Source organism: Labrenzia sp. PHM005 (assembly GCF_006517275.1).
In the GTDB taxonomy this organism is placed as follows: domain Bacteria; phylum Pseudomonadota; class Alphaproteobacteria; order Rhizobiales; family Stappiaceae; genus Roseibium.
Genome location: NZ_CP041191.1, coordinates 3,175,091 through 3,201,744 on the forward strand (window position 1 = coordinate 3,175,091; position 26,654 = coordinate 3,201,744).

Consider the following 26,654-nt stretch of genomic DNA (forward strand, 5'->3'; position numbering starts at 1 on the left):
GTTGATGCTAGACGATTTGCCGGTTTTCTTCCGCGAGCAGGGCCGCCTCGCGAAAAATCCATCCAAACAACAACATAAGCGCCCCTAGAATCATTGTGAAAACTTCGCCGCCATCGAGGGAAACGTCAATGACTCTCTTCACTTCCGGATAATCAAGTGTCGCGACCATGATGCCGACCGGGTCACTGGCAATATCAAAAACCGCAAACGAAATCATCCATGCGCCAAGCGAAAAGACATTTTCCAAAGCCTGAGGGGAAAAGTAGTCCCCAGTTTCAAAATGCCTGCAGACAGAGCGTAAGGCCCATATGATTCCAACGACGAGGGCAAGGTTGACCACCAGAAGGACGGCCAAAATGGACCGCTGCGGGAACGGAATTGAGCTCAATGCTCTTTCGCCGTCGCCAATCCAGATTGTTTCTTCAACGCTCCACGCAGGTCCCTCCGGGAAAAGGAATACAAAAGTCAGGCCGATCCCAACCGTGAAGGTGGCAAAAAGGGATAGGGTTGCGACCCACTTGACCAGTCTCGCAACGATACGAATGCGTTTCAGGCGTTTGCTTTGTTCACAGACGGATACGTCGGCCATTTTCTATCCCCCGGTTCAGATCAGATGAATTGGCGGTTTTCATCGGCGATGAGTGCTGCTTCCCGTAAGATCCAGCCGAATAGCAACATCAATGCCCCTAAAACAAAAAAGAACAGCTCTCCCCCATCGAGGGTCACTTCGATTGACCTTTCTCCGGGAGGGAAATCATAGGTCAAAAGCACCGAGCCAACGGGATCGCTGATCAGGTCAAAAGTTGCAAAAGCGATGAGCCATACGCCGAAGGAAATGACACTTGAAAGGGTTTGGGGCGAGAAAAATTCCATGCTTTGGAACCGCTTGAAAACCTGGCGAATGTTCCAGCCAGCCAACATCAAAAGCACAAACGCAATGCCGGACACGATTGACAATCCGAAGCGCTGAATTTGGGGGATCTCGGCCAGCGGGCGTTCGATATCAGCGAAATCGATGGTCTCATCCGGCGCGATCATCAGTTCGTTCGGCAGAGAAATCCCGACTATCACGATCAGCCCGAAAATCAAGATCAAGAGCAGAATTCCGCTCACAACCCATTTCATGAACGCAGACACCCGCCTGATGCGGGTCAGTCGTTTTTCGCGTTCGGACCATTCCATCTCTGTCATGATTTCCTCCGGCCCTATTTTGTTAAAGGCCAATACATCTCAATAAATCAGTTGCTTCCGCGACCCGAGAACCATCGGGCCGGTGTGTTCAGCGAGCGTTCATCCGCCAAAGGAGATGTTGGCTCGCGGGTGACTGCTGCCCATTAACGAGGGAAGCCTCTAGAGCATTTCGAGAAAAAACGCAAATTCAAAACATTGCAGTTGACAAAATAATCATCGTTGTGATTTTTAAAATTATCGTTTCACAATAATTATTGATTGTTGTGTTGCGGGTTTGACGAGATAACCGAAGTGAGACCTCCCATGGTAAGTTCCTTTACCAATCACAATAGTTGCGTTTTTTATGGCTGTTCGCCGTGGCCAAAACCGTTTCGGCGCCTCCGGAATTCCTTGCCAAACACTAGGAACTGGCTGGTAAAACCCTTTGTTTTGTGCGCAGCCCTGGCTGTTCTGGTCGGCGGTGCTAAGGCCGCTGACATGCCGGTTGCTGGCGGAAACGATTTTGTTCCGATGGCTCCTGCCGGATCCATTTGGGCTGGGCCGTATCTCGGTTTTGAGGCCGGGGGGTCTCAAACAGTCACGGATGTGAAAGCCGGCGGTCAAAAGAAAGACTATTCCCGTTTTGATGCCGCATTTGGCGTGTTTGGTGGCTACAACTGGGAAGTCTCACGTGTGATCTTGGGTGTTGAAGGCGCTGCCACCTACATCGGCGACCGGAAAAAGGGCCACCATCCGGTTCTTGGAACCATCGAGACGGGATCGAAATGGGCTGTTAGCACCAAGGCGCGGGTCGGTTTGCCGATCAACAACTTCATGCCGTATCTGAGCTTTGGATTGGCGGCCACAGATCATAGTTTGAAGGCCAATGGCCAAACGAAGAACTCCGTCAACATCGCTCCAGTCTTTGGTGCAGGCCTTGAGGTTGCAATGCGTGACAAGTGGCGGCTGCGCGCTGACTATTCGCTCAGCGGGATCACCGACAGCAAAGATCGGTATAACGGTGTGGAAGCCAGGCGAACCGCCGCCAACCACCGTTTGATGCTCGGCATTTCGCGGGGCTTTTAGATCCATTGATAGGGCTTGAAAAGGGCGGTACTCCTTGTCGAGTGCCGTCCTTTCTTTTGGGGTATGGGAGACTGCCTTCTATCCGTAGACCAGGTTCGGCAACCAAGTGATGATGCCTGGAAACAGCATACATAGAACCAGGCCAACGATTTGCAACGCCAAGAAGGGCAGGGCCGATTTGAAGATATCAGTCATCGGGATGTCTGGTGGGGCGACGCCGCGCAGGTAAAAGAGCGCATAGCCAAAGGGCGGCGACAGAAAGCTCATCTGCATGTTGACCAAGTAAAGCACGCCGAACCAAAGAACGAGATCGTCCGGGTTATCGAGCCCAAAGGCGGCAGCACCAAGTGCCTTGATGATCGGCACAAAAATCGGCACGCACAGCAACAGAATGCCAACCCAGTCTAGGAACATGCCGAGGACCACCAGAACCACCTGCATGATGATCAAGATGCCCCAAGGGCCGAGCCCGGTCGCTTCCAGTGCGCCTTGCACGAACTGTTGGCCGCCTTCCAGGACATAAAGCCCGACAAATATCGTCGCGCCAAACATGATCCAGATCACCATGGCCGAGGCCTTGAGTGTGGTCAGGGAGGCTTCGCGCAGTGTTTGCCAATCCAGATTCCGGTGAATGGCCGCAACAATGATGGCGCCGAAGGTGCCAATGCCGGCCGCTTCCACAGGGGTTGCGACACCGGTGAAGATCACGCCGAGGACGATCACGATCAGAGCAATCGGCGCGGACATGTTGGACAGAAGGCGTACCTTTTCCTGAAACGGAATGCGTTCGTCTTCGGGGATCGGAGGACCTTTCTGCGGGCTGACCGTGCAAGACACCACCACATAGAGAATATACATGCCCGACAGCAGCAGCCCCGGGATGACAGCGCCAATGAAGAGTTCTCCGACCGATTGTTCGGCAACAACTGCGTAAATGATTGCCAGAATGGACGGCGGGATCAGAATGCCGAGTGTCCCCCCGGCCATGATCGAACCCATGGCGATCTTCGGGTCGTAGTGGCGTTTCAACATGGCAGGCAGGGCGATGATCCCCATGGTCACGACGGCCGCACCTATAACGCCGACCATGGCCGCAAGCACAGTGGAGGCGATAATGGTGGCTGCTGCCAATCCACCGCGCACACCGCCGAGCACCTTGTAGATGACATCAAACATGTCGTTGATGATGCCGGCCCGTTCCAGCATCGACGCCATGAAGATGAACAGCGGAATGGCCGAGAGCTGGTAGTTGGTCATCAAGGGGAAGATGCGGGAGGGCACAATGTTGAGCGCCCGCTCATCGCCAAGGACGAATAGAAAAACACAAGCCAGACCGCCCGTTACAAAGGCGAGCGGCAGGCCGGCCATGAGAAGGACCAGCAAGGACCCGAACATGATGAGTGTGAGCCACTCGATACCGATTTCAAGTCCCATCGATCAAGCTCCACGCACCAGAACGCGGATATCCCGCGCGAATTTCGATATCCCCTGCAGCACCAGAAGCAGGCCGCCGATCACCATGACCCACTTCATCGGCCACAGTGGCACTTCCCACTCGTTGAAGCTGATTTCACCCCAGCGGATGTTGGTGTCCGTCCATTGGCTTAAGTTCCAATTGGCAAGCATCTCGCCAGTTGTGATTTGGCCGCGTGACCAATCGGACAGGAGGCCGTTGCCGGATGGCACCGCAATGGCGTCAAATGCAAAAATCCAGGAGGTGACCAGCAAAGTGCCGGCAAAAATGAAGAAGAAAACGGAGGTCAGAAGGTCGACGAGTGCTTTTCGGCGCGGCGACAGCGGGGCATAGAAAATATCAACCCGGACATGGGATTCCGTCAGCATCGCATAGGAGCCGGCAATCAGATATTGCATGCCGAACATAAGGTACATGGCTTCATGGGCCCAGTTGGTCGGGCTGCCGAAGACATAACGGCTCATGACCTCGAAATAATAAACGATGACGGCGATCACGGCCCAATAGCTGACGAACTCGCCGCAGAAGAGTGATAGGCGGTCAATCCGGCCAGTCCAGCCGCTCGATACATAACTGGAATCGTCCTTGCGTTCGGCGTCTTCCAATTCTTTCAGTTTCAGTTCGGTTTCACTGAGCGGCCGTTCCGGTGGCAGATTTGCGTTGGCTTTTCGCACCAGGCCGGGCAGCAAGACAGCATCGATCGCCATCGCGGCAAGGATAAGCCAGAAGGCGTATTTGGCAAAGTTCCGCCAGAAAGTCAGATCAGCTTCGGCTGTTACCATCGCCGGGCGGGCTGTTTGGAGTTCTGTTTTTGCTTCTTCGATCCGCTCGCGGCCTTGTTCTATCCGTTTTTGAGCTCGTTTCACGTCCCGGTCGGCGCGGCGTTTGTCCAGGCTGCCCGCTTCCGCGGTCGCCTGTTTCTGGAGTAGGCCGGGAAGGTCGGCTTCGGCTGTTTCGACCCTTGGTATTTCGCGATCCAAAGTGCGTTCGGCCTGCCGGACTGCATTCGACATATCCGAAACCACTGAACGGGCTGTCTGTCCTTCAGAGTTTGCATAAAGAATGCAGATGAAAATGGGGATGTAGATCAGGCCAACTAAGCTTTTCAGATAGAGCCGATGCAGGCCCAAAATCCCACCAGTTATGAGAATGAAATAGCCAATAAACAGCGAATAGGTGCGCTCTGTGGATTTGGGCCGTTTGGCGAGTGCAGCGGCGACCAGCGGAAACAGGATCAAACCAAGCCAATAGGCCCAGTGCGGCAACGTAAAGTCTATTTGAGGCATGCCTCTACCTTCCCGTGGGCAGGTCGCCCAAGAACAATCGGCGCGGGCCCGCACAGAAACCTGCGCAGGCCCGGTCTATTTGCAGTGGCGAAGCTCTAAAGCTTGAGTTCCATGCCTTCGATGAGGTCCGGCGTGACATACCCAAGCGATCCGGACATCATGTAATCGAGCTGGATCTTGAAGATCCGGGCGCTGTCCTTGTCACGGTTGGCATAGCTGAACCAGATCGGCACAGCGATCTCAGTCATCAATTCCACATCGTCCTGGCTGAGGCGGGTGATTTCGGTGCCATCGGCTTCGAACTTCGCCCAGGCATCCTGGTCAGCTTTCTGGATCGATGCATGGTGCAGGTCGGAATAGACGTGAGTTTCCATTTCGACAAACTGCTGCATCTGCGGGCTGAGTTTGTCCCAGGATTCCATGCCGACCGTGATGTCCATAAGGTCAACCGGCTGATACAACGACATGAAGCCTGGAGGGCCCATGGAGATATAGTCGGTGACCTGGCTGAAGCCGAGGGCGTAATTGACCGCTGGACCGACATAGTCGGCAACGTCGATGGTACCTTTTTCCAACGCCGGGAAGATCTCGGAGCCTGGGAGCACCGTGGTTTCTGCGCCAATCTCTGTGAAGACCTCGGCGACCATACCGCCGGGAAGGCGCATTTTCCGGCCGCGGAAATCGTCAATGGAGCGGATTGGGACCTTGGAGTGGATGATGTTTGGGCCGTGGTGCACGGGACCGACGAATTTCATGCCCTGTGCCGCATAAAGCTCCCGGGCAATATCAAGGCCGCCAAGGGTGTAATAGAACACATCCCATTCATGCGGATTACGAAGGCCCAGCGGATAACTGGTCAGGAATGTCGCGGCGGGGATGATGCCCTGCGCGTAAATGGTGAAGGGATTCACTGCGTCCAGAACACCATTTTTCACTGCGTCATAGAGCTGGAAATCCCCAACAACGTCATTGGCTCCGAACGGCTGGAAGGCCAGTTCTCCGCCTGTTTTTTCAACGATGGTACCGCACCAGTCCTTGAAGATCTGAAGGCCGGCGCCGCCGGGCCAAGAAGTCTGGATCTTCCAGGTGGTGGTATTTCCCTGTGCGGTGGCAATGTGCGGAGCGGCAAGTGTCGCTGCTCCAACAGCACCTGCGCCTGCGAGACCCCGCAGGGCCTGTCTGCGTGTCGTAAGCTGAGTCATCATATCCTCCCAATCGCATCAGGAGACATTTGACCGTGCCAAAACCAGACCCCAGTCTGGTGTACTTGCTTCTGCCGTCAACAGCGGAGTGTGTTTTTGTGCTTATTTGCCCGATACTTGAGGATTGGAGAAGTGGTTGCGGTCCAATTCCGTCTCCTTGCGGACAAAATGATAATGCACTTTTTACCTATGGCAAAATTTCGAGGCATAGAAACATTTGTTCCGAAATGGAAAAAATATCGACAAATCTGGAATTTCCTCCAGATCTATCGATAGAAAGTCGGTGAAATCAGCAATCAATCCGTGAGCTGCCTTTGTCGACTCACTGATAACGTGTTGAGTGTGTCAATCTCCTAAACCAACGCAGACAGGCCAGTCAGATCCGCAAGTACCGCTTTGGGAGACAGGTCCTTATACTCATCCGGCTGCCCGGTCCTGTTCATCCAAACGGTCCGGAACCCGAAAGCGGTTGCGCCGGCAACGTCCCAGCGGTTGGACGATTGAAACGAGACTTCTTCCGGGTAGATCCGGAAGTGTGTGGTCACCATTTCATAGGTTTGCGGATCGGTCTTAAAAGTCCTGAGGCTATCAACCGAGAAGATCTCGTCGAAGAGATCCGTCAGGCCTGACGCTTTGGCAGCCGCCTCCAGCATGTCCGGAGAACCGTTGGAGAGAATTGCAATCTTGGCACCCGTGGCTTTCAGATCGGTCAGTACCTGGGGGACTTCCGGATAACAATCCAGCGTCCAATAGGCATTCAACAAGTCGTCTTTTAATGACTTGTCGGCTGACGGCACAAGTTCGAAAGCCGTATCCAGACCTTGTTGTGTCAGTTCCCAAAAGTCCTTGTATTGACCCATCAAGGCCCGGACCCAGGAATATTCCAGTTGTTTCTCGCGCCAAAGCGATGACAACCGCTGTGCATCAGGACCAAGTTTGGCGGCATGCTTGCGCACGGCGGCGTGAACATCAAACAAGGTACCGTAAGCATCGAAGACATAAGCGGCATACGCCATGACGGATCTTTCTGCGTAGATTTATCAGGAACGGCGCAGAGAACCGCGAGTCCAGCAGAAGGTCAAGTCAAAGCAGCTGCGACATAAGTCCAACTGCTTACAAAATGCCATCACATCGAAGTCATGCGGCTGGCAGTGTCACCGAACCATCATCTTCAATTGTCCAAAACGGATTGTGCGCAATTTCCAGAAGATGGCCACCTGGAACCTCGACATAGGAGGAATAACCGCCCCAAAAAGCCCGTTCCGGTTGTTTAACTGGTTTTGCCCCGGCCGCAACGGCCTGCGCAAACATCGTGTCGACCTCTTCTTTTTCGCTCGCATTCCAAGCAAGTGTTGTGGCCCCAAAAGGGGCGTCACTCACCGGGTGGGCAATTTCGTCTTCCAGCGCGTTGCGGTCATAGAGCGCAAACACACCGCCCGGAATTTGAAAAAACACTACCGCCGGGGAGGGGGCGGCATTAACGGTCCAGCCAAGTCCAGTTTCGAAAAATGTCCGTGCGGCAGCAACATCCGGCACAATTAATGTGATCATAGAAATACGTTGTTCCATTTTTATCCCCGCGAAGCGCATTTGAACAAAACAGGAACATCCTAGTTGGTGTTCTGTGTTTTGACAAGGCCGGCGAGCGACGTAAACGGCTGGTTCCCAGAACGCAAGGCGGCTTATTACAATTTGGCACGGGTGATGGAGCATGCGTGATTATGAGAAGGAATACGCACAGTGTTTAAGTGAAAAAAACTTCACATTCTTCCTGCATGCGGAAAATTCCCACCTACCTGTAGCAAAATTCAGAATAATAAAACTCGTATTCCGGAATTTATTGGTATGCTATTGACCCGCGGTTGGAGGCGGTGTTCTGTCCGTGGGAAATACCTTCAAACAGTTACGGCCAAAAGGGGAGAAACATGAGCGGTTGGAGCGACACCTGGACCTGGATAAACGGGACTTGGCATGAGGGCAATCCACCGATCATGGGCCCGCGCACGCATGCTTCCTGGCTGGGATCAAGTGTATTCGATGGCGCTCGCTTCTTCGACGGTGTCATGCCGGATATTGATCTGCATTGCCAACGTGTCAACGATTCTGCAGAAGCACTTGCGATGAAGCCAACCATGAAGGTTGGCGAGATGGTCGAACTCACGCGCGAAGGGTGTGCGAAGTTCGGCAGCGACCGGCAGATCTATGTAAAGCCGATGTATTGGACGGAAGGCGATGGCCCAGGCGTGATCGTGGGTGATCCCAACAGCACACGGTTTTGCCTGTGTCTGTTTGATGCCCCAATGTCTCCAAAAGACGCTGCCGCCAGCATCACATTGTCGCCCTTCCGCCGTCCGACGATGGAATGTATGCCGGTGAATGCCAAGGCAGGTTGCCTTTATCCCAACAATGCCCGCGCCATGCTGGAGGCCAAGGGCAGGGGTTTCGACAATGCAGTTGTCCGGGACATGCTCGGCAATGTCGCTGAACTCACGTCCGCCAATGTTTTTATGGCCAAAGACGGCAAGGTTCATACACCGGTACCGAACGGAACATTCCTGAACGGCATCACTCGCCAGCGGGTGATCCAGTTGCTGCGCTCTGCCGGTTATGACGTGTTTGAGCGCACACTTGGGTATGACGAGTTCCTGGAAGCCGATGAGATTTTCTCGACGGGCAACTACAACAAGGTATCTCCGATCAATCGTATTGAAGAGCGCGACCTTCAGCCAGGACCGATCGCTGCGCGCGCCCGCGAGCTTTATTGGGATTTCTCCCACGCATAAGCGGCGGCCCGCCGGAAAGGCTCAAACGGATGCCAATGCGGCTGCAATCACGAGAGCGATAGCAGCCGCAATCGATGGTGCTTGAAACGAGCCCGTTATGCCATGAAGGTGCCCGGCGATCCAGGGACCGGCCGCCTGACCCAAACCAAAGCTGGCCGTCAGGATTGCCAGCATACGGCGCACCGCTTCTGATCCATCATCTACGCTTAGGCGCCGGCCTTCCGCCAGCCCGAGTGCGGTAATACCCATAAACGTTCCGCCCAGGAGGGCTGCACCGGCGAGGAATATGACCGGTGCTGTGCTCAGTGCGGTCATGCTGACGCCCACTGCTTCGACCAGGCAGGCGATTGCAAACACACGGCGGACACCCAACATTGCTGCAAACCGGTTCCAAACGTAAATCGACGGAACCGCGAACAATCCCACAATAAGCCAGACATAGGGTTCAACAGAGGCGAGCGCCGGGGTGGTGCGGGCGATGACAGACACAAAGGTTGCCGTAATCACGTACCCGAAACCAAATAGACCATAGGCTGCAACGAGGCGAAGCACCGGGGCCGACAACAGGTCTGAGGATCCGATCTCCGTTTCTTCGCTCAGCACTAATGTCCTTTCTTTGGTCTTTTGTGCCACCGGGATCAAAACTGTGGCTATGGCCATAAGGCCGGCTGTGACCAGGGCGCTGCTCAGCCACAGCGTCTGCCAATTCATGCCAAAGTGGTTGAGAGCGGCGATCAACATGGCGGAAAGAGAGATCCCGGCACCAACGCCGGCGAAATGGATCGCAGAGAGGCTGCCATGGCCCGCAGCAGTCAAGCGATCAAGAACCAGTGTTGTGGAGAACACCAGGACAACGGCACTCGCCATGCCGCTGACAAACCGGATGAACAAGAAGAACCACAAATCGTTTGTCAGTGCCATGGCGGCGCTTGTGAGAGCGCTCATGGCCAATCCAAGTAGGAACCATGTTCGTGCACTTCCGCGTAGAAGACTTGTGGCTCCTGCGAGTGCTCCTGTTAGGTATCCGATGAAGTTGGCTGCCGCAATCAATCCGGCTTCGCTGGCATCAAGGGGCAGGCTTTCTGCCATCGACGGAAGGATGGGCGTATAAACAAACCGGCCGATGCCCATGGCTGCTGCCAGAGCAAGCAGCCCTCCAATTGCCAACCGTAAGGAGTTATTCGGGGGCTGACTCATCAGTATTCTTCAAATTCAGATCAAGGAAAACAAGCGTCCCTAGCAGGGATGGCTTTGTGCCACTGTCCTATCAACAAGTCACGCGTTATCGCAGTGTGCGCAAATGTGTCTTTTGAGAATCTGGATAAGATAAGTGTAATTGACAATGTTTATAAGTATTCGCGGCATCCAGCATATGTAAAAGCGACATCTGTATAGGGTGGGAAATATCTTGTTTATTGTTCTTCCGTAGGTTCGCACCAGCGCCCTCCAGGCGTAATTTTTGTTGGACTTAGACAGGACGAACACATGCGTCTTCTTTTAGCTGCCGCGACTGCAGCATTTTCACTGATTCCGATGGTTTCGCAGGCTGAATCCGTCAAACTCACAACATTGGAGTGGCCGCCCTACGTTATGGCTGATGGAAGCGGAACCAGCACCGATGCTGTCAAATCGGCTTTCTCGAAGGCTGGTGTCACCGCAGAAGTCAAAGTGTTTCCCTGGCAACGAGCGATCAATCTGGCGCAAAAGAAACCTGAATGGATTGGCGTTTATCCGGAATATTACGCTGAAGGCAGCGATGCGGAAAAAGGCGGCGACCGCTGCTTGTTCTCCAAATCCTTTGGCGTCAGCCCCGTTGGTTTTGTTCAGCGTAAAGACTCGGATTTTTCCTGGTCCTCTCATGACGATCTGAAAAAACACAAGATCGGTGTTGTCCGCGGCTACAGCAACGAAGAACAATTCGATGCGATGGTTGCTGCCGGTGATATCAAATCTGAACAAGCTGATGACGACGCCCAAAACATCTTGAAAGTAGCCGGTGGCCGTGCAGCAGCCGGTGTTGTCGACAAACTTGTTTTTGAACACCTGACCAAGAACGATCCGGCTGTTGCCAAGGTTGCAGGCGATCTTGTGTTTAACGACAACCTGTTGGTTGAACACGGTTTGTTTGTCTGTTTCGAGAACTCCGATGCTGGCCGGGCTGCACGCGAGAAGTTTAACTCGGCTCTTTAAGGGCTCGTTCCAGCCGGAGCAGTGCTTGGGGTGGGGCTCCGGTTGCGGAACTTGAAATGAAGAAGGGTGGTTGCCCGCTACACGTTATGCGCACAGTGATGCTGATCATTGCGATTGTTCTTTGGGCAACCAGTCCGCTGGCGGCAGCCGAACGGTTGAAGCTGACCACTTTGCATTGGCCTCCTTATGTCGAGCAGACAGGTGAGGGGCCGAATACCGATACAGTTCGGTCTACGTTTGCAAAGGCCGGAATGGATGTTCAGGTTCAAGTCTTTCCATGGAACCGGGCAATCAAACTCGCCGCGGACGATCCTCAATGGGTCGGCGTCTATCCGGAGTATTACTCCGCCGAGATTGATGCGGAACGTGGCGGCGAACGGTGCCTTTTTTCCAAGTCCTTTGGCAACAGTCCAGTCGGCTTTTTAACGCCTAAAGGTAGCTCCTTCGATTGGGCTACCCATGACGATTTGAAGTCCTTCGTGATTGGCGTCGTCCGTGGATATGTCAATGAGGCGAAATTGGATGAGATGATCGCAGAAGGTGAGATTGCTGCGGAACTCGCCGAAGACGATACTCAAAACATCCTGAAAATCGCTGCTCGCCGGGCTGAGGCAATTGTTATCGACAAACACGTGTTTGAGTATCTAAAAGCGAAGGATCCTGGCGTTGCCTTTGTCGCTGATAGTCTGGAATTTCACGAAAAACTGCTTGTCAATCACGGTCTGTACGTGTGCTTTGAGAACTCTGCAGCGGGACGGTCCGCCAGGGACCTCTTCAATCAAAACCTTGAAAAAATTCCGGAAGCGGTTGCGACGGATTAGCAGGGCACAGGTAACTTCCTGGTCGGCTAGCTAGCTGAGTGGCGGGCGCCAACCAGCAGCAATGGCCTCGTCTTCCGAACAAAACCAGCGCTCGCCTGCGGATTCATTGATCCTTGTCCGTGCATAATGCGGAGACCAGGGCGTGTGGTAAATCCGGCCGTTTGCAGAAATGTTTCCTTTGATCGGACAGCCTTCCGGGGCTTTGGTTCCTGAGGTCTGCCATTTTTGCTGCCTGAAATCCCACGGGGCTACGGCAATCCCCGCCCAAAGGCCGTTGCCGTTCAATCGTGCCGTTTCCTGCTCAGTCTGATAGGCATCGGAATATCTCAAGAATGCATACGCCTGACCGTCTGCGACCATAGCCTTATTCAGGTTCTGCCCTGCTGAAAAACACGTGGCAAGCCTTCGGTCATAGGCGTCCGTTTCAACCCCTGTGCATGTAACTTCACCGGCTCTGGTCAGGGATTGCAGGTGTTCCTTTGCGGCAAGGCCACATCGATAGATTTTGCCCGAAGACGTGAGGCAGGTCTGGGCCAGTTCTGGGGCATCAATCCCTTCAAGGCGAATACGCTCTCCGTTTAAGACGAGCGTGTCTCCGTCAACAACCCGAACGTCAGCCGCTCGGACCTGTTGGGGTTGCGGCACGGCGATAATCGTAACAGCAATCAGCCACAGGATTGGCTGCACCGTGCCATGTAAAACACTGCGCATATTCGAAAAACTCTACGAATCAAATGATCTAATAGATGAAAGCCTGCCTTGGTCTCATCATCGGAACAATAGACTTGACCGTCGTGGCCGCCTTTGTCTGTGGATGGACGCGGAGAGAACAAAACTGTGAAATCTAGGTCTTCGGTCTTCCTTAACGGAAGATGTGGTTTCGTACACCGTCGGTTTGAACGGCGGAACGGAACCACGCATGATCGAGAAACTGGAACGGGCCCTGGCGCTTGGGGCGGCTTGCTGGAAAGTGCTGCTCCTGGATAAGGAGATGCTGTTGTTTCCGATCATGAGCGCTTTGGCACTTGCTCTTGTGATTGGCTCTGGAGGTTGGGTGATTTACACAACGCCCGAACTTCAGGCTTTCTTCCAAAGCATCTTCGACAACGAACAACCGGATCAGGATCCAAGGTTTTGGGCGCTGATTTTCGTTTTCCTTTTCGTCAACTACTTCATCATGATCTTTTTCAACGCAGCACTTCTTTGTTGTGCTTTGATCCGATTTGCCGGTGGCGATCCGACGGTCATGGATGGCCTCAGCCTGTCCGTACGCAGACTTCCACAGATCCTGCTCTGGGCGTTGGTGACCGCATTTGTTGGTTGGATCTTGCAGCTTCTTGAAAGCCGGTTGAAGGGCCTGATGCGCTTCTTCATTAAGCTGATCGGGGCCGGTTGGGCTGTTGCCACGTATTTCGCCGTTCCGATTTTGGTGGTGGACGGTGTCGGTCCGGTGACCGCAATAAAGCGGTCAGTCCAAGCCGTTCGAAAAACCTGGGGTGAGGCGCTGGTTGGGCACATTGGTCTGGGAGCTCTGAATTTACTGGTCTCCATTGTGGCGATACCTATCCTCATGATGGGGATATTTTCGTTTGAGCAAAACCCGGCCCTGGGTAGCGGGTTGGCCACCGTTGGCGTGACTTTGATCCTGGCCGGGGCTGTTGTCGTGACCACACTCAGTGCGATCTTGCGCGCTGCGCTTTACATCTACGCAGTCGAGGGGGAGATGCCGCTCAACTTTGATTCCCGTTTGATCCGGAATGCGTTCCAGCCGGACAAGCGATAAAACAAAGAAAAATTTTCTTTATTTTCAAAACGTGCCTTGCCGAGCGTAGATGACGATCCTATTTTGCGGCTCAACACGGTAAGCGGCCGTCTCGGTCTGCGCCGTTGTTCATAGAACACTTGAGGAGTTTGCCATGTCTTTCGAATTGCCCGATCTGCCGTACGCATATGACGCGCTGGCCCCGTATATGTCTTCTGAAACTCTCGAGTTTCACCATGACAAACACCACCAGGCTTATGTTACCAAAGGCAACGAACTGCTCGCCGGAAGTGGCTTGGAAGGCAAGTCTCTGGAAGACATCGTCAAAGAGAGCTACGGCAAGAACGCTCCGCTGTTCAACAACGCTGGCCAGCACTACAACCACATTCATTTTTGGAAATGGATGAAAAAAGACGGTGGCGGCACCGCCCTTCCGGGTGCGCTAGCATCTGCCATTGATAGCGATCTTGGCGGTTTTGATAAGTTCCGTGCGGACTTCATTGCAGCTGGCGTTGGCCAGTTCGGTTCTGGCTGGGCATGGCTCGCAGTCAAGGACGGCAAACTTGAAATCATGAAGACCCCGAACGGCGAAAACCCGCTGGTTCACGGCGCAAGCCCGATCCTGGGCTGTGACGTTTGGGAGCATTCCTACTACATCGACTACCGCAACGCGCGTCCGAAGTACCTGGAAGCCTTCATCGACAACATGATCAATTGGGACTACGTCCTGGAAATGTACGAAGCCGCAACCAAGTAATCTTGGATTTTGGTTGACGATTAGCCCCTGGCTTCCTCTGAAGCCAGGGGCTTTTTCGTTTTAAGGTCAGAGGGCCTACGCACCAATTCTTGATAAGAATTGTTACACTTGTGTGCTTGCAACAGGTGCAACTTTCCGTTCAGCTAGCTCCGCGGCACAGATCAGGTTTGGATTGACGCATCTAAACCCTATGCCGCTGAGGTGACCTGATATGTGTCAGTAGGGAGAGGACTATGCGGACCATTTCGAAGTGCTTGTCTGTTGTATCGATTGCAATCGTAGCTGGACTTGGCGTGGCGCAAGCCGCGGATGATCCGATCAAGACCCGGCAAGCGGTGATGTCCTCAGTGGGCGCAGCGGCAGGTCTTGGCGGCGGAATGATGAAAGGCGAACTGGATTATACACCAGCGGCCGGCAAGGCAGCGATTGCAACCATGAGAGCTGCTGCCATGACTTTCGGCAGCTACTTTCCGGATGGCTCCACCTCGGGTAACACAGAAGCTGCACCGGCGATCTGGAGTGACCGCGCCGGCTTTGACGCCGAATTGGCGAAGTTTGCCATGGCCACAGAAAAGGCTGTTGCCGCATCCGGTAAAGCAGGACCGGCGGATATTGATGCGTTCAAAGCAGCTTTTGGTCCGGTTCTTGGCACCTGTAAGGCGTGCCATGAGGGCTACAGGGTCAAGAAATAGGCTCTGAACTTTCTGCTTTTGCGGGGATCGGGGGAGAGATGTCATGAAAAAGCTAATTATTGCCGTGATCGGTCTGGGCCTGATCGCGGGGGTGGCTGGATGGTTTCTCTCTGCACCAACCGGTCTTAGTCAGATGGATATTGCGCAACTCAAGGATGGCGATCCGGCTAAAGGCGAGTCCATATTCTGGGCTTCCGGCTGCGGCTCTTGCCATGCGGCTAAAGGCGCCAAGGGAGATGAAAAACTCAATCTTGGCGGCGGCCTGCGCCTCGAAACGCCATTTGGCGTCTTTGTCGCGCCGAATATTTCACAAGATCCTGAGGACGGGATCGGCGGTTGGTCATTGGCGGATCTTGCAAATGCCATGACACACGGAACATCGCCCGACGGCCGCAACTATTATCCAGCCTTTCCTTATGCCTCCTACGCAAGGATGGATCTTGCGGATATCAGCGATCTGTTTGCGTTTATGAAAACGCTGCCTGCGATCCCTGGCAAAGCTGGGCCGAATGAACTGGCTTTCCCGTTTAATGTCAGGCGCGGGGTTGGGCTCTGGAAGCGGCTGTTTTTGGATCCGGCACCGGTGATTGCCAGTCCAGTTGGCGCAGAGGATGTTGATCGGGCGCTATGGGACCGTGGCCGGTATCTCGTTGAAGGGCCTGGGCATTGCGGTGAATGCCATACGCCGAGGAATCTGGCCGGCGGTTTGAAGCTCGCGGATTGGCTCGGCGGAGCACCAGCTGCGACCGGCGATGGAAAGGTTCCAAATATCACACCGGTTGCGGGCGGCTTTGGATCCTGGAGCGCCAATGATATCGCCTATTATCTGGAAAGCGGTTTTACGCCAGACTATGATTCCGTCGGCGGGGAGATGGTGTCGGTTCAAGAGAATATGGCGTATTTGTCCGCGGACGACCGGACAGCCATTGCCGCTTACCTGAAAGCCATTCCGACAGTTTCAGCGACCTCAGAATAAAACTCCAAGAAAAAAGCTCAGCAGGAATGACCGGATACTCCATTTTCAGTGTTGATACTGTTCAGGATCTTGAGGATCTAAAAGGTCTGTTCCGCGCTTATGTCGATTGGCTTGGCATTGATCTGTCTTATCAAGGGTTTGAAGAAGAACTCGCAAGCCTCCCGGGCAAATATGCGGCGCCGAACGGCGCATTGCTCCTGGCTAAAAACGATAAGGGAGAGAGCTTAGGCTGCGTGGGTCTGCGTCCGTTTGGTGAGGCTGGCAGCTGTGAGATGAAACGGCTTTATGTTGTGCCGGAAGCGAGAGGTCTTGGGGTAGGCGCTGGCCTCGTTCAACGTATCATGAAGCTTGCCCGAAACGCCGGGTATACAGATATGAAGCTCGATACGTTGCCGACCATGACAGGCGCAATCAAGCTCTACAAACAAGCTGGTTTTGAAGAAATCCCAGCCTATTACGAGACGCCGATCAGAGAGACCGTGTTCTTTCAGTGTGTCCTCTGATAGACGCTTTTGGTATGCGGTGCGGCGGGACCGCCGCACCTGACTTAATCGTGAGGATGTTGTTAGGCCATCGGCTGTGAAGACGATTCCAGAGCGAAAATCGCTTCCATCTCCAGCCGCAGATCTGGTGAAAACAGACCGCTGACCAAAACCAAGGAACTGGCTGGGACAGCCTTTCCATAGCGTTCTGTCAGCACATCCCGAACATCCGGAATGTCGGCTGGATCAACGGCAAATACGGTGACTTTCACCAAGTGTTTCATAGAAGAGCCGCAGCTTTCGGCCAGAACCGTCAGCTGATCGAGAATGGCACTGGCCTGTGCGCCAGCGGCCTTGGCTTGGCTATCCGTACCAAAGGCGGTGAGGCCGGAAGTATAAAGTGTGTTTCCATGGAAAACAGCGTGCGTATAAGGACCGATAACCGGTCCAAGTTCGGGGATATTATTGCGAAGAGGGATCATTGGTTCTCTAACCTTTTTTGAGGGCACTAACCTGGGAGGCGTCGCACGATGTAGTTGGTTGCGTTCTGAACCAGTGGAGCCATGAAAAAAGCGATGACTGCAGCGGCGGGCCAGGCCAGGCGGAACGCAGCCATCCATTGGCTGAAAAACTCATCGCTCCAGCCCAAGTTGATAAACGTCACCCAGCACGACATCAAAAAAGACAGTCCGAATGACATGAAGAATGTTGCAATCAGCCTTTGGATCATGCGTGTTCCAACTGGCTCTTCGCAAATGTCAGGTCGCCGATTTCTCCAAGTTCTTCAATGTAACGAACTTCGGTGAGGTTCTTTGCCAGATAGGCTTTGGTGTGCTCAGCCTTAAAGTGTGCAGCCAGCGCCTCCGGATCTGTCCAGCATTCCCAAAGTGTGAATTTTGTCCGGTCCTTCAGGTTCTGCCGGATTTCAAACAAGATGCAACCGGGCTCTTCCTGGGTTTTGGTGACCAGGTCCCGCAATTCTGTTTCTGCTTGTTGAAGGTTCGCGCCCTGGCTCAACTCTATTCCGGCGCTGATAAAATACTGACCCATAAAAATCTCCTGCGTGGGGTTGCGTCACAGGAGGAGATATATAAATTCCGGTAATTATGGTAAGTCTTGAATTTCGATAGTATAAATTCCAAAAATGAAATCATGTTAGACGATATTGCGCTCTTTGTTCATGTTGCCCAAGCCAAGAGCCTTGCGGGCGCTGGGGCAGCCCTTGATTTGCCGGCCGCGACCGTGACGCGCCGGCTGAAGCGGTTGGAGGAACGCCTCGGGCTGCAGTTGATGCATCGGTCAGCCCGGAAATTCGCTCTGACAGCTGAAGGGGAGGCCTACTATCGGGCCTTTGCGGAGTTGGTGCAGCAAGCCGAACTTACAGCGCGCAACTTGAGTTCAGATCTTCATCAATTGAGCGGGCCTCTGGTCGTTGCTGCACCCACCAATATTTCAGTTGGTCCTATCCAACCGATGTGGTCGGACTTCATGCGCGCGTATCCTGGCATCCGGCTGGATTTACGCTTGAGCAATTTCAACATCGATCTGTGGGAACAACGGATCGATCTAGCCTTGCGGATCGGACCTCAAAACGACGAACGGCTCTTTCAAAAGAAAATCGGAACAATTTCTACTCTGCTGATGGCCGCTCCGTCCTATCTTGAACGCCGAGGACAGCCATCTACGCCGGACGAACTCGACCAGCATGACATCATTGCAATCCGCACCATCCCATCTTGGCGCCTGAGCCATCTGCGGTCCGGCGCAGCGGCAGAGTTGCATTTGGCCGGGGACGTCATTGTTGATGACATTAGTTTGGTACGGCAATTTGCCGAAGACGGGTTCGGCATTTGTTTGTTGGGTGTTACGGAGGCAGCCAAATCGCTGAAAGCGGGCCGCCTTGTCCCGGTCATGCCAGATTGGCGCGGCCAGCAACGGGATATTTATGCAGTCTGGCCAACCGGGCGTTTATTAAGTGCGCGCGCAAAGTGCCTGCGGGATTTCATGCAAGAGCACTTGCTTGAGCAGCGGATTTTTCAGGGTGAAATTCCTGAAGCTGAATAAAGCACAATCCACCAAAGCCAAAAGATGACTTAATTTGTCTCAGGCCAAACATCATGCAGTGTGCGGATTGCAGCGCATATACTCTTGAAAGTAGAGGTAGCTGCTCATGAGCGCCAGGAAAGCCTGACACTCATCCAGTGAATGAAAACAACCTGCTACAGAAACCGACATTCCCTGGTCCAAATCGTTGGACCGGCCGCCGGCGATTCCCTTCCAGCCAGAACCCTGGAACGTCCGGCAGTCGTATTGGGTGCCGTAGGTATTGGGAATATTGGCCCGGCTCGTATCCCATGTTGAGCCAAACAAGAGATCAGACGGTGATTGGATCTGGCAAGCAGACAGGCCGAACGCCAGCGCGCAGACCGTAACCAGCCCAGATCTTTTTCCGGCTTTTTGTGTTTTGCTCATAAAATACGGCATTAAGACCTCAGGCAATCGTGGGCTTCATCTCTGTCAGCGAGATGAGTTTAAAAACGGAATCCCGTCGTACAAAGATCTGATCAAAACGTCAAAAGCTATTGTGCAACCGCGATCTCGTTTGGCACCAATATGAAGTCATTTAACAAAAGAACGGACCGGTGCCAGAAGCAGCGGTCCGAAAAAGGTGGGAATAGGTAAGGCGGGCAAAGGCGGACAGAGTCACTTGTTGTTTGTAAAAGCTGTTTAATAACTTGTCCGAAGGATGGTGAGCCCGCCTATTATGTCAGCCAGTCTGACGGTGGAACATTGAAGTCGAACGGGTTGTCCAATCCCTGATCGACATCGTCCCAGGATTGGTAATGCCCGTCTTCTTTCAACTGTAGGAAAATCGCTTCCAACTGGGCGTTCAGGATCTCCATCCCACCCCAAGCATCGCCCATGCCGGCAGCAAAGCGGTCTATCTCATTGTATAACCCGGCAGGGATCTGGTTGAAGTCGATTTGCTCCTGATCGGAGAACATGAAAAACAGCTCGTCTGCAAATTCATAGATCCGCTCCGCGCCGTTCATGTAAGCGATCTCGCCTTCGAATACGACGGACAGGGTCATTTCGTACATGCCGAAGTCGTTCAGCTGCAGATCAATACCGAGTTCAAAGATCATTTCGAAGCTTTGAATGCCGTAATCGATGGCTTCCCCGTAAACCTCGAGCATTTGTTCGTATCCGAATGCGGTCATGATCGGATTGCCACTTGCATCGAAGGCTTCTGCCTGGATTGCCATACCGGTCTCGAAAGCCATCTCGACATAAAGCTCTCTGAACTGCTGGTCGTAGAAGCTGCCTCCAAATTCTTGGGCAATGCCGGATTGATACTCGACCGCGACTTCTTGGCCATTGAAGTTGATGGTCTTGACCTCTGTTGTTCGCTCCTCGGCAAGCGTCAGTATGTCGATCTGTCCGTATTCCGTCCGGTAGGTGTAATTCTCCATCTCGAGGCCGAAATTCACTTGCTGCTCACCGTGCCCGTTCTGGACATCAACCTGCGCAGAAATACTCCCGTGAGGGCCTTTGGTGAGATCGCCCGTCGGCAGGTTGTCCTTGCCTTCGAGATTGTAAGGATCGAGGTTTAGGAACGGCAGATCATTGAATTCAACAGGGTTGGTCGAGACTTCTAACCCCTCGGGCGCCGTCCAGCTGAACTCATCGAGGTCGGTCAGGAAGGGCGACGTGTTTCTATTTACCCCTTGATCTCCCGGCGGCCCTGGCGGGACATAGAACTCCAGCGGCATAACGGGCGCAGTGTTTATTGCCAAGGGCAACGGGGTTGTTGGCTGATATGACAAGCTATTTCTCCTCCGCAAAATCCATCGGACTGGACGTCTTGGTCCGGTATTGACAGTTCTGACTTGGGGAGGAGGTCGAGCGAGTTCAAATTAAACTGTCGTAATGAAAAATTTGTAATCTTATTGTTTCTAAGAGTTTTTCGAAAACCATAAGTAGTCTTGAGATTAAATGAAATTTATCAAGGCTGGGAAGGGTTCGTTCTACTTTAGGGGAGCCGGCGCAAGGTGCGCCGGTTCATGATTGTTTTGATTTCGGAAGCGTTTAGTTGACGGTAATCCATCGTAGCATCAGGAAATTGTCGGCCCGCTGGGTGAGGTCGATAGTGTTCTTTGACCCCCACAAAAGTGGTTGGACATGGAGAGGCACATAAACCACATCGTCGCGGACAGTGAGGGCGACCTCATCAAGCATCGCTTGCCGATTTGACGGGTCGATTTCCTTCTGAATCTGCGGCAGGAGTTCATCAACGCGCGCATTCGAATAGCCACCGAAATTCCAGCTGCCGAGTTTCTTTTCTTTGTTTGGTGTGGTCACCAGGAACCGGATCGGGTGCTCGGCATCAAAGGTGCCTGGTGACCAGCCCAAAAGATACATATCGAAGTTGCCGGCTCTAAGCTCCGGCCAATAGTTGCGCACAGGCATGGCGTTCAGATCAGCCCGCATGCCGACCTGCGTCAGCATTGCGGCCATCGCCTTACACAGTGCTTCATCGTTGATGTAGCGGTCATTCGGGCATTTGAGCCCAAAGGAAAATCCATCCGGATAACCTGCCTCCGCAAGAAGCGCCTTTGCCGCTTTCGGGTCATATCCAAAACGATCCGCCGCACTCTTGCTATAGCCTTTCATCTGTGGGCTAACCAGTTGGCTGGCCAGCTCTGCATTTCCGCGCATGATCTTTGAGACCAATGCCTCAGCGTTGATAGCCTTTTGTGCCGCCATGCGCACCCGGGCGTCCTGGAACGGGTTTTGGTCGCTGGTTTCCTCTGAGTACTTTAAGGTGCTGTGGTTATGACCAAAACCGAGCATGATCACTCGGGCTTCAATGCCCTGATGGAGTTTCAGGTTTGAATCACCCGAGATTCGGTCAACGTCCTGAACCGGAACCGGATTAATCAAATCCACCTGGCCGGAGAGGAGGCCCGACACGGCTGTCGCAGGATTGGCGATCGGCAGGAAGGTTGCCTTCGTCAGATTATGCTCTTGGGCGTCCCACCAGCCGTCGAAAGGCTCCAGAACCGTCTGAACACCTGGTTCCCGGCTTGTGATTTTAAATGGACCGGTGCCGTTGGTGTTCAAGGTCGCATAAGTTTCACTGTCCTTGGCTGGGCGGACGGCGTTGTTGGCCTCGGCCCAGCCTTTGTCCAGGATCATGAAGTTGGCGATGGAATCTGGAAAAATGGGGTTCGGCGCGTGTGTCAGGAAATCAACCGTATAGTCATCGACGACCTCGACACTTTTGACTGGCGAGAACCAGGAACTGGTGTCGGCTTCTTCTGAGGAGGCACGCTGGTAGGAGAACAGCACATCCTCTGCAGTAAAGTCCGCACCGTCATGGAACTTGACGCCTTTACGCAGGTTGAACCGCCAACCGTCTGTGCCAATCGGTTCCCAGCTTTCGGCCAGAGATCCCTCTATCTCCATAGATTTGCCGCGCCGGACAAGGCCTTCATAGACATTGTTCAAAAAGCCAAGCACAGGCGCGGAGTTGACCGCATGCGGGTCCATCGTCTGCGGATCGGTCGGGGAGGACCAGCGCAACTCGGCACTATGGGCCGTCGAGACGGTCGCAAGAAGAAGACTGGTAAGTGTAAAGCCAGCCGCATAACACAGCCGCTGGGAAAATGTACGGGTCATAACATCCCTGCCTGATTGTCTTTGTGATCACTTTGCAACTAGCCTAAGCGACTTGCAGATAAAAGAAATACCGGATCTGTTTCCAGACCCGGCATTCATTTCACAAGCGTGTGATGAACGGGAGTGCAGCTAGACTTTGCCTGCAATCTTCAAGGCAAAAGCTTGCACAAGCGCGACTTCCTTCAGCCTGTCGAAACGTCCTGAGGCGCCGCCATGGCCGGCATCCATATTGGTCTTCAGCATCAAGAGGCTGTCACCGGTTTTGGTCGCCCGCAATTTTGCGACCCATTTGGCCGGTTCCCAGTAGGTGACGCGCGGATCTGTCAGTCCGGCCAGGGCCAGAATCGCCGGATAATCCTTGGCTTCCACGTTGTCGTAGGGCGAATAAGAGGCAATGTATTCATATGCTGTTTTGTCGGTGATTGGGTTGCCCCATTCGGGCCATTCCGGCGGAGTGAGCGGCAAGGTGTCATCCAACATCGTTGCCAGCACATCGACGAAAGGCACTTCGGCAATGATGCCGGCGAACTTCTCCGGTGCCAGATTGGCTATTGCCCCCATCAGCATGCCGCCGGCAGATCCGCCTTGCGCAATGATCTTGTCATAGCCTGTGAAGTTTTCCGCAACCAGATGATCGGCAGCTGCAATGAAATCGGTGAAGGTGTTCTTTTTGTTTTCGCGCCGTCCAGCCTTGTACCAGCCAAAGCCCTTTTCTTTGCCGCCGCGGATGTGAGCAATTGCATAGACAAATCCCCGGTCGACGAGGGAGAGGCAATTGGTGTTGAAGCTGGCCGGGATGGAAATTCCATAAGAACCATATCCATAAAGCAGCAGCGGCGCAGAACCATTCAGGGGCGTGTCTTTGCGGTACAAGATTGAAACCGGAACAGTTTCTCCGTCTGCCGCCGGTGCCATCAAACGCCGGGTGACATAGTCGCTGGCTGTGTGGCCGGACGGCACTTCCTGTTCCTTTCGCAGCACACGCTCGCCCGTTTTGACATTGTAGTCAAAGGTTTGCGCCGGTGTCGTCATCGAAGAATAGGAGAACCGGATCGTGTCGGTATCGAATTCGTATCCACCGGAGAGGCCGAGAGAATAGGCTTCCTCGTCGAAGGCAACGGAGTGTTCGCTACCGTTTTCCAGATTGCGGATGACAATCCGTGGCAAACCGTCTTCCCGTTCCAAGCGGGTCATGAAGGACTTGTAGACGCAATGGGACAGGATCAGGCAGCCGGCTTTGTGTGGTACCAGATCGTGCCAGTTGTCCCGGCCCGGATTGGCTTTGGGGGCTGTGACAATCTTAAAATCTTCTGCATCGTCTGAGTTGGTGAGGATGTAGAGCTGATCACCATGATCATCGATGGAGTATTCGATCCCGGTCTGGCGCGGGGCAATCAGTACCGGATCAGCAGTCGGCTGATCTGACGGTATCATCCAGACTTCGGACGTTTCGTGATCATGAATGTCGATGACGATCGTGTCGCCGGACTGGGTTTTGCCGACGCCCATGAAGAACCCGGCGTCTTTCTCCTCGTAAACCAGAACATCGCTTGCTGGGTCTGTGCCAATTTCGTGGCGGAAAAGTTTTGAGGGCCTGTGGTTGGCATCCAGACGGACATAGAAGACGAATTTGCTGTCCGCGGAAAACACACCGCCGCTGCCGGTATCCTCGATGGAGTACGCCAGGTCTTTGCCGCTTTCTAGATCGCGGAACTGGAGCGAAAAGTACTCAGACCCCTTATCGTCATAAGCCCAGGCAAGCAGCTTGTGATCAGGAGAATGGCTGGCTCCGGCGATTTTGAAATAGGCCTTGCCATCCGCTTCCTGATCGCCATTGACCATGACGGTCTCTTGCCCGCCATCGCGCGGGGTGCGGTAGAAAATCGGGTGCTGACCGCCGGTTTCATATTTCAGGCTGTAGGCATAGGGACCGTCGGGGGAGGGAACAGCACTGTCGTCTTCCTTGATGCGGCCGCGCATCTCGGAAAACAGCGTGTCCTGCAGCGGCTTTGTCTCAGACATCTGCGCATCTTGATAAGCGTTTTCCGCTTCCAGATAGGCACGAATGTCGCCGTCGAGGACAGTTGGATCTTTCATGACCTCCTGCCAATTGTCGGCGCGCAGCCAGGCGTAATCGTCCTGGCGCGTGATTCCGTGGGTTTCAATTTGGGTGGCACGCGCTTGGGCGCGAGGAGGGCGCATATCGTTTTTCATAAAACCGGAGGTAAGGTGTTTGGATAGGCAAGGCAAGTATGGGATTGAGTGGGAGCTAAGGCTTGCAAACCCATTCTGCCAGCAGTTGCTATTTTTCTTGGATTTTGTTGGGCAGGTTTTTCAAATTCAGTTTTTCACCGGCTGGGGTGCTGCGATTGACGAAGATTGTCGCCTCATCGGGTACGATCTCGTTTATTGGCACTTGGTTTGGAAGTTTGCCGTTGCGCAAAATCTTGGCCGCGACTTCTGCAGCCGCCTCGCCACGGTTCCAGTAGTTTTCTCCAAACGACAATGAAATACCGCGGTCGACCATAGCAGGAGACGAACCGACGCTCACAGTGTCGTTTGGTATGATCCGGCGCAACAGTTCGCCTTGGGTCATGAAAGACGAGGTTGACGCGACATAGACGACATCGACGATTTCAATCTGTGGCTTCAAAGCCGCGATCTGAGTTTCCAGATCTGCATTGTCCGGTATGAGGCGGAGCAGGGTTGCCTGTTTTTCCATAGCTTCCGCGGCCATCAAGACTTTGTCTGCTTCGTGTGTGGCGTTGACTTCGCGTGGATCAAAAAGGACTGCAATCGTCTTGAAGGGATAAATTTTTTCAACGAGTTGCAGGATCGCGTCTGCCGATAAGGAAAGTTTTGCGCCGGTAGCCCCGTTGGTCGGCGTCTCAATTGAGAAGGTGATCCCGTTACCGACAGGATCCGTAACAATATTGAAGACCTGAGGGATATTCCCGATGTCGAAGTTCTGCACGGTGACTGTGGTTGTTGTCCCGAATGTGTAAATGAGGTCCTTCTGCGCAATTCTTTTTCGGTTCTCTCGCAAAAAACCAGCGAGATTGGTCACATCTCTTTCTGAGTCAAAGTGTTCGTATTCCACCTCAAATCCCAGTTCGGCCAATTTCGACTTGAAACCTTGTTCTGCCGGAGTGATGCCGCGCCACGTAAGCATCAAAATGGATTTGGTCTCATCCGCCCAAGCGCTAGAGACCAGCAAAAATGAGAATACTGTCAAAATTCTGAATAGAATTTTCAAGTATGCTCCTTCGACATTAAGTTGTAATAACAGTATGACTTGTCTGTTATATGATGGCGTATCTTTGGCGACTTGGGTACCATTTTGTCTGGTTTATTCCCAATTGCTGTTACTTTTGTGTTATTTGGAGTTGTTATCAATGCATAGTATAATGTCTTTTATTGAGAAATAGTGTTTTGCGTCCGCTTTCAAACCATCACAATAACTGACCCTAGACCGTACTCTCGATCAATTCGTTAGGGTGTGGTCGGATTTCGTGATGGAGCTTCATTCGGGTTCTCGCCGAATGCGAAGCCTGTTTCCCAGAATTTGCAGCTCAAATGGACGGCCTTTGCGCAGCTGCGAAGGGGCAGTGGCTGCTCCCTATTTCCAAAAATACATACAATTCGATTGGCCGGATTTAAGTTGGCTTAACCTACTCTAAGTAGAGATATCTGGGAGGGCTATATATTAGTGGTGTTTGGATGAAGAACTTTCCGATTGACTATTTCGCCATTGTGGTTGTCGGCTTTCTGATCGGTTTCGGATCAATGTTTGTTGTTCGACCGATGAACGCCAGTCCAAGTATTCCAACGTTTTCTGATATTGAAAACAAAATGGTCGATGGCCGGCAAGAGGAAGTGAAAGCTGACCGTGAAGTTGATAAGATAAACGTTGCCGCCAGCCGTGAATGGATGGAAAACCCTGAGCCATTTGTTGCCGAGCTGGAATACTTGATGGAGACCAACTGCTCCGATCATGCAATGCGTCAATACGGTCAGATGCTGGCACGATTGGATACGAGCCTATTCCATCCCGATACAGGTCGTCTAAGAGATGCCGATGGAAAAACGATCCCGCGCATAGGCATGAATCTTCTCCTAAACTCCATACCGGCCTTTTTACCGCTCCCTTATCTCAAAGATGAACATGTTCCGGGGAATTTTAAGCGAATAATGCAACACATTCCCCGCAAGAGCGACTGGACCACTTGTACTTTCAATATCAGTCCAATGTGGCGAATACCCCGCAATCCCATCTGAATATTTGGCACTA

At 53.2% G+C, this 26,654-nt stretch carries 28 protein-coding genes; 11 read left to right on the plus strand and 17 right to left on the minus strand.

Features of this window, described 5'->3' with window-relative positions; all coding sequences use genetic code 11:
• Window positions 1-7 precede the first annotated feature (7 nt).
• Together FJ695_RS14260 and FJ695_RS14265 are read right to left on the minus strand one after the other, a co-directional pair.
• Window positions 8-589 carry a DUF2975 domain-containing protein gene (locus tag FJ695_RS14260; protein ID WP_141186080.1) on the minus strand — a complete coding sequence of 194 codons (582 nt, stop codon included), beginning with the start codon at window positions 587-589 and terminating at the stop codon, window positions 8-10.
• Between the two features lie 20 nt (window positions 590-609).
• Window positions 610-1,191: a hypothetical protein gene (locus tag FJ695_RS14265; RefSeq protein ID WP_209010658.1), complete on the minus strand. Its 582-nt coding sequence runs from the start codon at window positions 1,189-1,191 to the stop codon at window positions 610-612.
• 390 nt (window positions 1,192-1,581) lie between these two features.
• Between FJ695_RS14265 and FJ695_RS14270 the strand changes: the two genes are divergently transcribed.
• A complete protein-coding gene (locus FJ695_RS14270; RefSeq protein ID WP_209010659.1) occupies window positions 1,582-2,256 on the plus strand; it encodes an outer membrane protein in 675 nt (224 codons plus the stop codon).
• Window positions 2,257-2,334: 78 nt separating this feature from the next.
• On the opposite strand, the gene FJ695_RS14275 is transcribed toward FJ695_RS14270, so the two are convergent.
• From FJ695_RS14275 to FJ695_RS14290, 5 genes are all read right to left on the minus strand, one after another.
• A complete protein-coding gene (locus FJ695_RS14275; RefSeq protein WP_209010660.1) occupies window positions 2,335-3,690 on the minus strand; it encodes a TRAP transporter large permease subunit in 1,356 nt (451 codons plus the stop codon).
• A 3-nt stretch (window positions 3,691-3,693) separates the two neighbouring features.
• A complete protein-coding gene (locus FJ695_RS28170) occupies window positions 3,694-5,016 on the minus strand; it encodes a TRAP transporter small permease subunit (RefSeq protein ID WP_209010661.1) in 1,323 nt (440 codons plus the stop codon).
• 95 nt (window positions 5,017-5,111) lie between these two features.
• Window positions 5,112-6,221, minus strand: coding sequence for a TRAP transporter substrate-binding protein DctP (dctP, locus tag FJ695_RS14280; RefSeq protein ID WP_141186082.1), 1,110 nt, complete (start codon window positions 6,219-6,221; stop codon window positions 5,112-5,114).
• A 350-nt stretch (window positions 6,222-6,571) separates the two neighbouring features.
• Entirely contained in the window at window positions 6,572-7,234 is a 663-nt protein-coding gene (locus FJ695_RS14285; protein ID WP_141186083.1) for a haloacid dehalogenase type II, read from the minus strand.
• 121 nt (window positions 7,235-7,355) lie between these two features.
• A complete protein-coding gene (locus FJ695_RS14290) occupies window positions 7,356-7,787 on the minus strand; it encodes a VOC family protein (protein ID WP_141186084.1) in 432 nt (143 codons plus the stop codon).
• Between the two features lie 356 nt (window positions 7,788-8,143).
• Between FJ695_RS14290 and FJ695_RS14295 the strand changes: the two genes are divergently transcribed.
• Complete coding sequence (locus tag FJ695_RS14295; protein WP_141186085.1) at window positions 8,144-9,001, plus strand: branched-chain amino acid aminotransferase; 858 nt, start codon at window positions 8,144-8,146, stop codon at window positions 8,999-9,001.
• Between the two features lie 21 nt (window positions 9,002-9,022).
• On the opposite strand, the gene FJ695_RS14300 is transcribed toward FJ695_RS14295, so the two are convergent.
• A complete protein-coding gene (locus FJ695_RS14300; RefSeq protein ID WP_141186086.1) occupies window positions 9,023-10,198 on the minus strand; it encodes a YbfB/YjiJ family MFS transporter in 1,176 nt (391 codons plus the stop codon).
• A gap of 288 nt (window positions 10,199-10,486) precedes the next feature.
• Between FJ695_RS14300 and FJ695_RS14305 the strand changes: the two genes are divergently transcribed.
• Complete coding sequence (locus FJ695_RS14305; protein ID WP_141186087.1) at window positions 10,487-11,191, plus strand: ABC transporter substrate-binding protein; 705 nt, start codon at window positions 10,487-10,489, stop codon at window positions 11,189-11,191.
• 56 nt (window positions 11,192-11,247) lie between these two features.
• Entirely contained in the window at window positions 11,248-12,012 is a 765-nt protein-coding gene (locus FJ695_RS14310; RefSeq protein WP_209010662.1) for an ABC transporter substrate-binding protein, read from the plus strand.
• A 30-nt stretch (window positions 12,013-12,042) separates the two neighbouring features.
• Here the strand turns inward: FJ695_RS14310 and FJ695_RS14315 are convergent, their stop codons facing one another.
• Window positions 12,043-12,723 (minus strand): thermonuclease family protein, encoded by a 681-nt coding sequence (locus tag FJ695_RS14315; protein WP_141186088.1) that lies wholly within the window; start codon window positions 12,721-12,723, stop codon window positions 12,043-12,045.
• A 208-nt stretch (window positions 12,724-12,931) separates the two neighbouring features.
• Between FJ695_RS14315 and FJ695_RS14320 the strand changes: the two genes are divergently transcribed.
• The 5 genes from FJ695_RS14320 (at window position 12,932) to FJ695_RS14340 (ending at window position 16,702) form a co-directional block, all read left to right on the plus strand.
• Entirely contained in the window at window positions 12,932-13,795 is an 864-nt protein-coding gene (locus FJ695_RS14320; RefSeq protein WP_209010663.1) for a DUF6159 family protein, read from the plus strand.
• Between the two features lie 133 nt (window positions 13,796-13,928).
• Window positions 13,929-14,531, plus strand: a complete 603-nt coding sequence (locus FJ695_RS14325) for a superoxide dismutase (protein ID WP_141186090.1) — start codon at window positions 13,929-13,931, stop codon at window positions 14,529-14,531.
• 233 nt (window positions 14,532-14,764) lie between these two features.
• Window positions 14,765-15,223, plus strand: a complete 459-nt coding sequence (locus FJ695_RS14330) for a cytochrome c (protein WP_141186091.1) — start codon at window positions 14,765-14,767, stop codon at window positions 15,221-15,223.
• Between the two features lie 43 nt (window positions 15,224-15,266).
• On the plus strand, window positions 15,267-16,199 hold the full coding sequence (locus FJ695_RS14335; RefSeq protein WP_141186092.1) for a cytochrome c: 933 nt from the start codon (window positions 15,267-15,269) through the stop codon (window positions 16,197-16,199).
• Between the two features lie 26 nt (window positions 16,200-16,225).
• On the plus strand, window positions 16,226-16,702 hold the full coding sequence (locus FJ695_RS14340; RefSeq protein ID WP_141186093.1) for a GNAT family N-acetyltransferase: 477 nt from the start codon (window positions 16,226-16,228) through the stop codon (window positions 16,700-16,702).
• 62 nt (window positions 16,703-16,764) lie between these two features.
• Here the strand turns inward: FJ695_RS14340 and FJ695_RS14345 are convergent, their stop codons facing one another.
• Genes FJ695_RS14345 through FJ695_RS14355 form a run of 3 tightly spaced genes read right to left on the minus strand, consistent with a single transcriptional unit; the run spans window position 16,765 to window position 17,731 of the window.
• Entirely contained in the window at window positions 16,765-17,163 is a 399-nt protein-coding gene (locus FJ695_RS14345; protein WP_141186094.1) for a RidA family protein, read from the minus strand.
• A gap of 26 nt (window positions 17,164-17,189) precedes the next feature.
• A complete protein-coding gene (locus FJ695_RS14350; protein ID WP_141186095.1) occupies window positions 17,190-17,411 on the minus strand; it encodes a DUF2798 domain-containing protein in 222 nt (73 codons plus the stop codon).
• Window positions 17,408-17,731 (minus strand): putative quinol monooxygenase, encoded by a 324-nt coding sequence (locus tag FJ695_RS14355; RefSeq protein WP_141186096.1) that lies wholly within the window; start codon window positions 17,729-17,731, stop codon window positions 17,408-17,410. The genes FJ695_RS14350 and FJ695_RS14355 overlap by 4 nt, the downstream gene beginning before the upstream one ends.
• A 102-nt stretch (window positions 17,732-17,833) precedes the next feature.
• Here FJ695_RS14355 and FJ695_RS14360 point away from each other — a divergent pair, with 102 nt between their 5' ends.
• The gene (locus FJ695_RS14360) at window positions 17,834-18,745 is read left to right on the plus strand and encodes a LysR family transcriptional regulator (RefSeq protein ID WP_141186097.1); all 912 of its coding nucleotides are present in this window, start codon (window positions 17,834-17,836) and stop codon (window positions 18,743-18,745) included.
• A gap of 51 nt (window positions 18,746-18,796) precedes the next feature.
• Here the strand turns inward: FJ695_RS14360 and FJ695_RS14365 are convergent, their stop codons facing one another.
• The 5 genes from FJ695_RS14365 to FJ695_RS14385 form a co-directional block, all read right to left on the minus strand.
• The gene (locus FJ695_RS14365; RefSeq protein ID WP_141186098.1) at window positions 18,797-19,153 is read right to left on the minus strand and encodes a hypothetical protein; all 357 of its coding nucleotides are present in this window, start codon (window positions 19,151-19,153) and stop codon (window positions 18,797-18,799) included.
• Window positions 19,154-19,443: 290 nt separating this feature from the next.
• Window positions 19,444-20,508, minus strand: a complete 1,065-nt coding sequence (locus FJ695_RS14370) for a hypothetical protein (RefSeq protein ID WP_141186099.1) — start codon at window positions 20,506-20,508, stop codon at window positions 19,444-19,446.
• 262 nt (window positions 20,509-20,770) lie between these two features.
• The gene (locus FJ695_RS14375; RefSeq protein ID WP_141186100.1) at window positions 20,771-22,363 is read right to left on the minus strand and encodes an ABC transporter substrate-binding protein; all 1,593 of its coding nucleotides are present in this window, start codon (window positions 22,361-22,363) and stop codon (window positions 20,771-20,773) included.
• Between the two features lie 129 nt (window positions 22,364-22,492).
• Window positions 22,493-24,577 carry a S9 family peptidase gene (locus FJ695_RS14380; protein ID WP_141186101.1) on the minus strand — a complete coding sequence of 695 codons (2,085 nt, stop codon included), beginning with the start codon at window positions 24,575-24,577 and terminating at the stop codon, window positions 22,493-22,495.
• Window positions 24,578-24,665: 88 nt separating this feature from the next.
• Entirely contained in the window at window positions 24,666-25,535 is an 870-nt protein-coding gene (locus FJ695_RS14385) for an ABC transporter substrate binding protein (RefSeq protein WP_168206372.1), read from the minus strand.
• Window positions 25,536-26,083: 548 nt separating this feature from the next.
• Between FJ695_RS14385 and FJ695_RS14390 the strand changes: the two genes are divergently transcribed.
• Complete coding sequence (locus tag FJ695_RS14390) at window positions 26,084-26,641, plus strand: hypothetical protein (protein ID WP_141186103.1); 558 nt, start codon at window positions 26,084-26,086, stop codon at window positions 26,639-26,641.
• The last annotated feature ends 13 nt before the right edge of the window (window positions 26,642-26,654 follow it).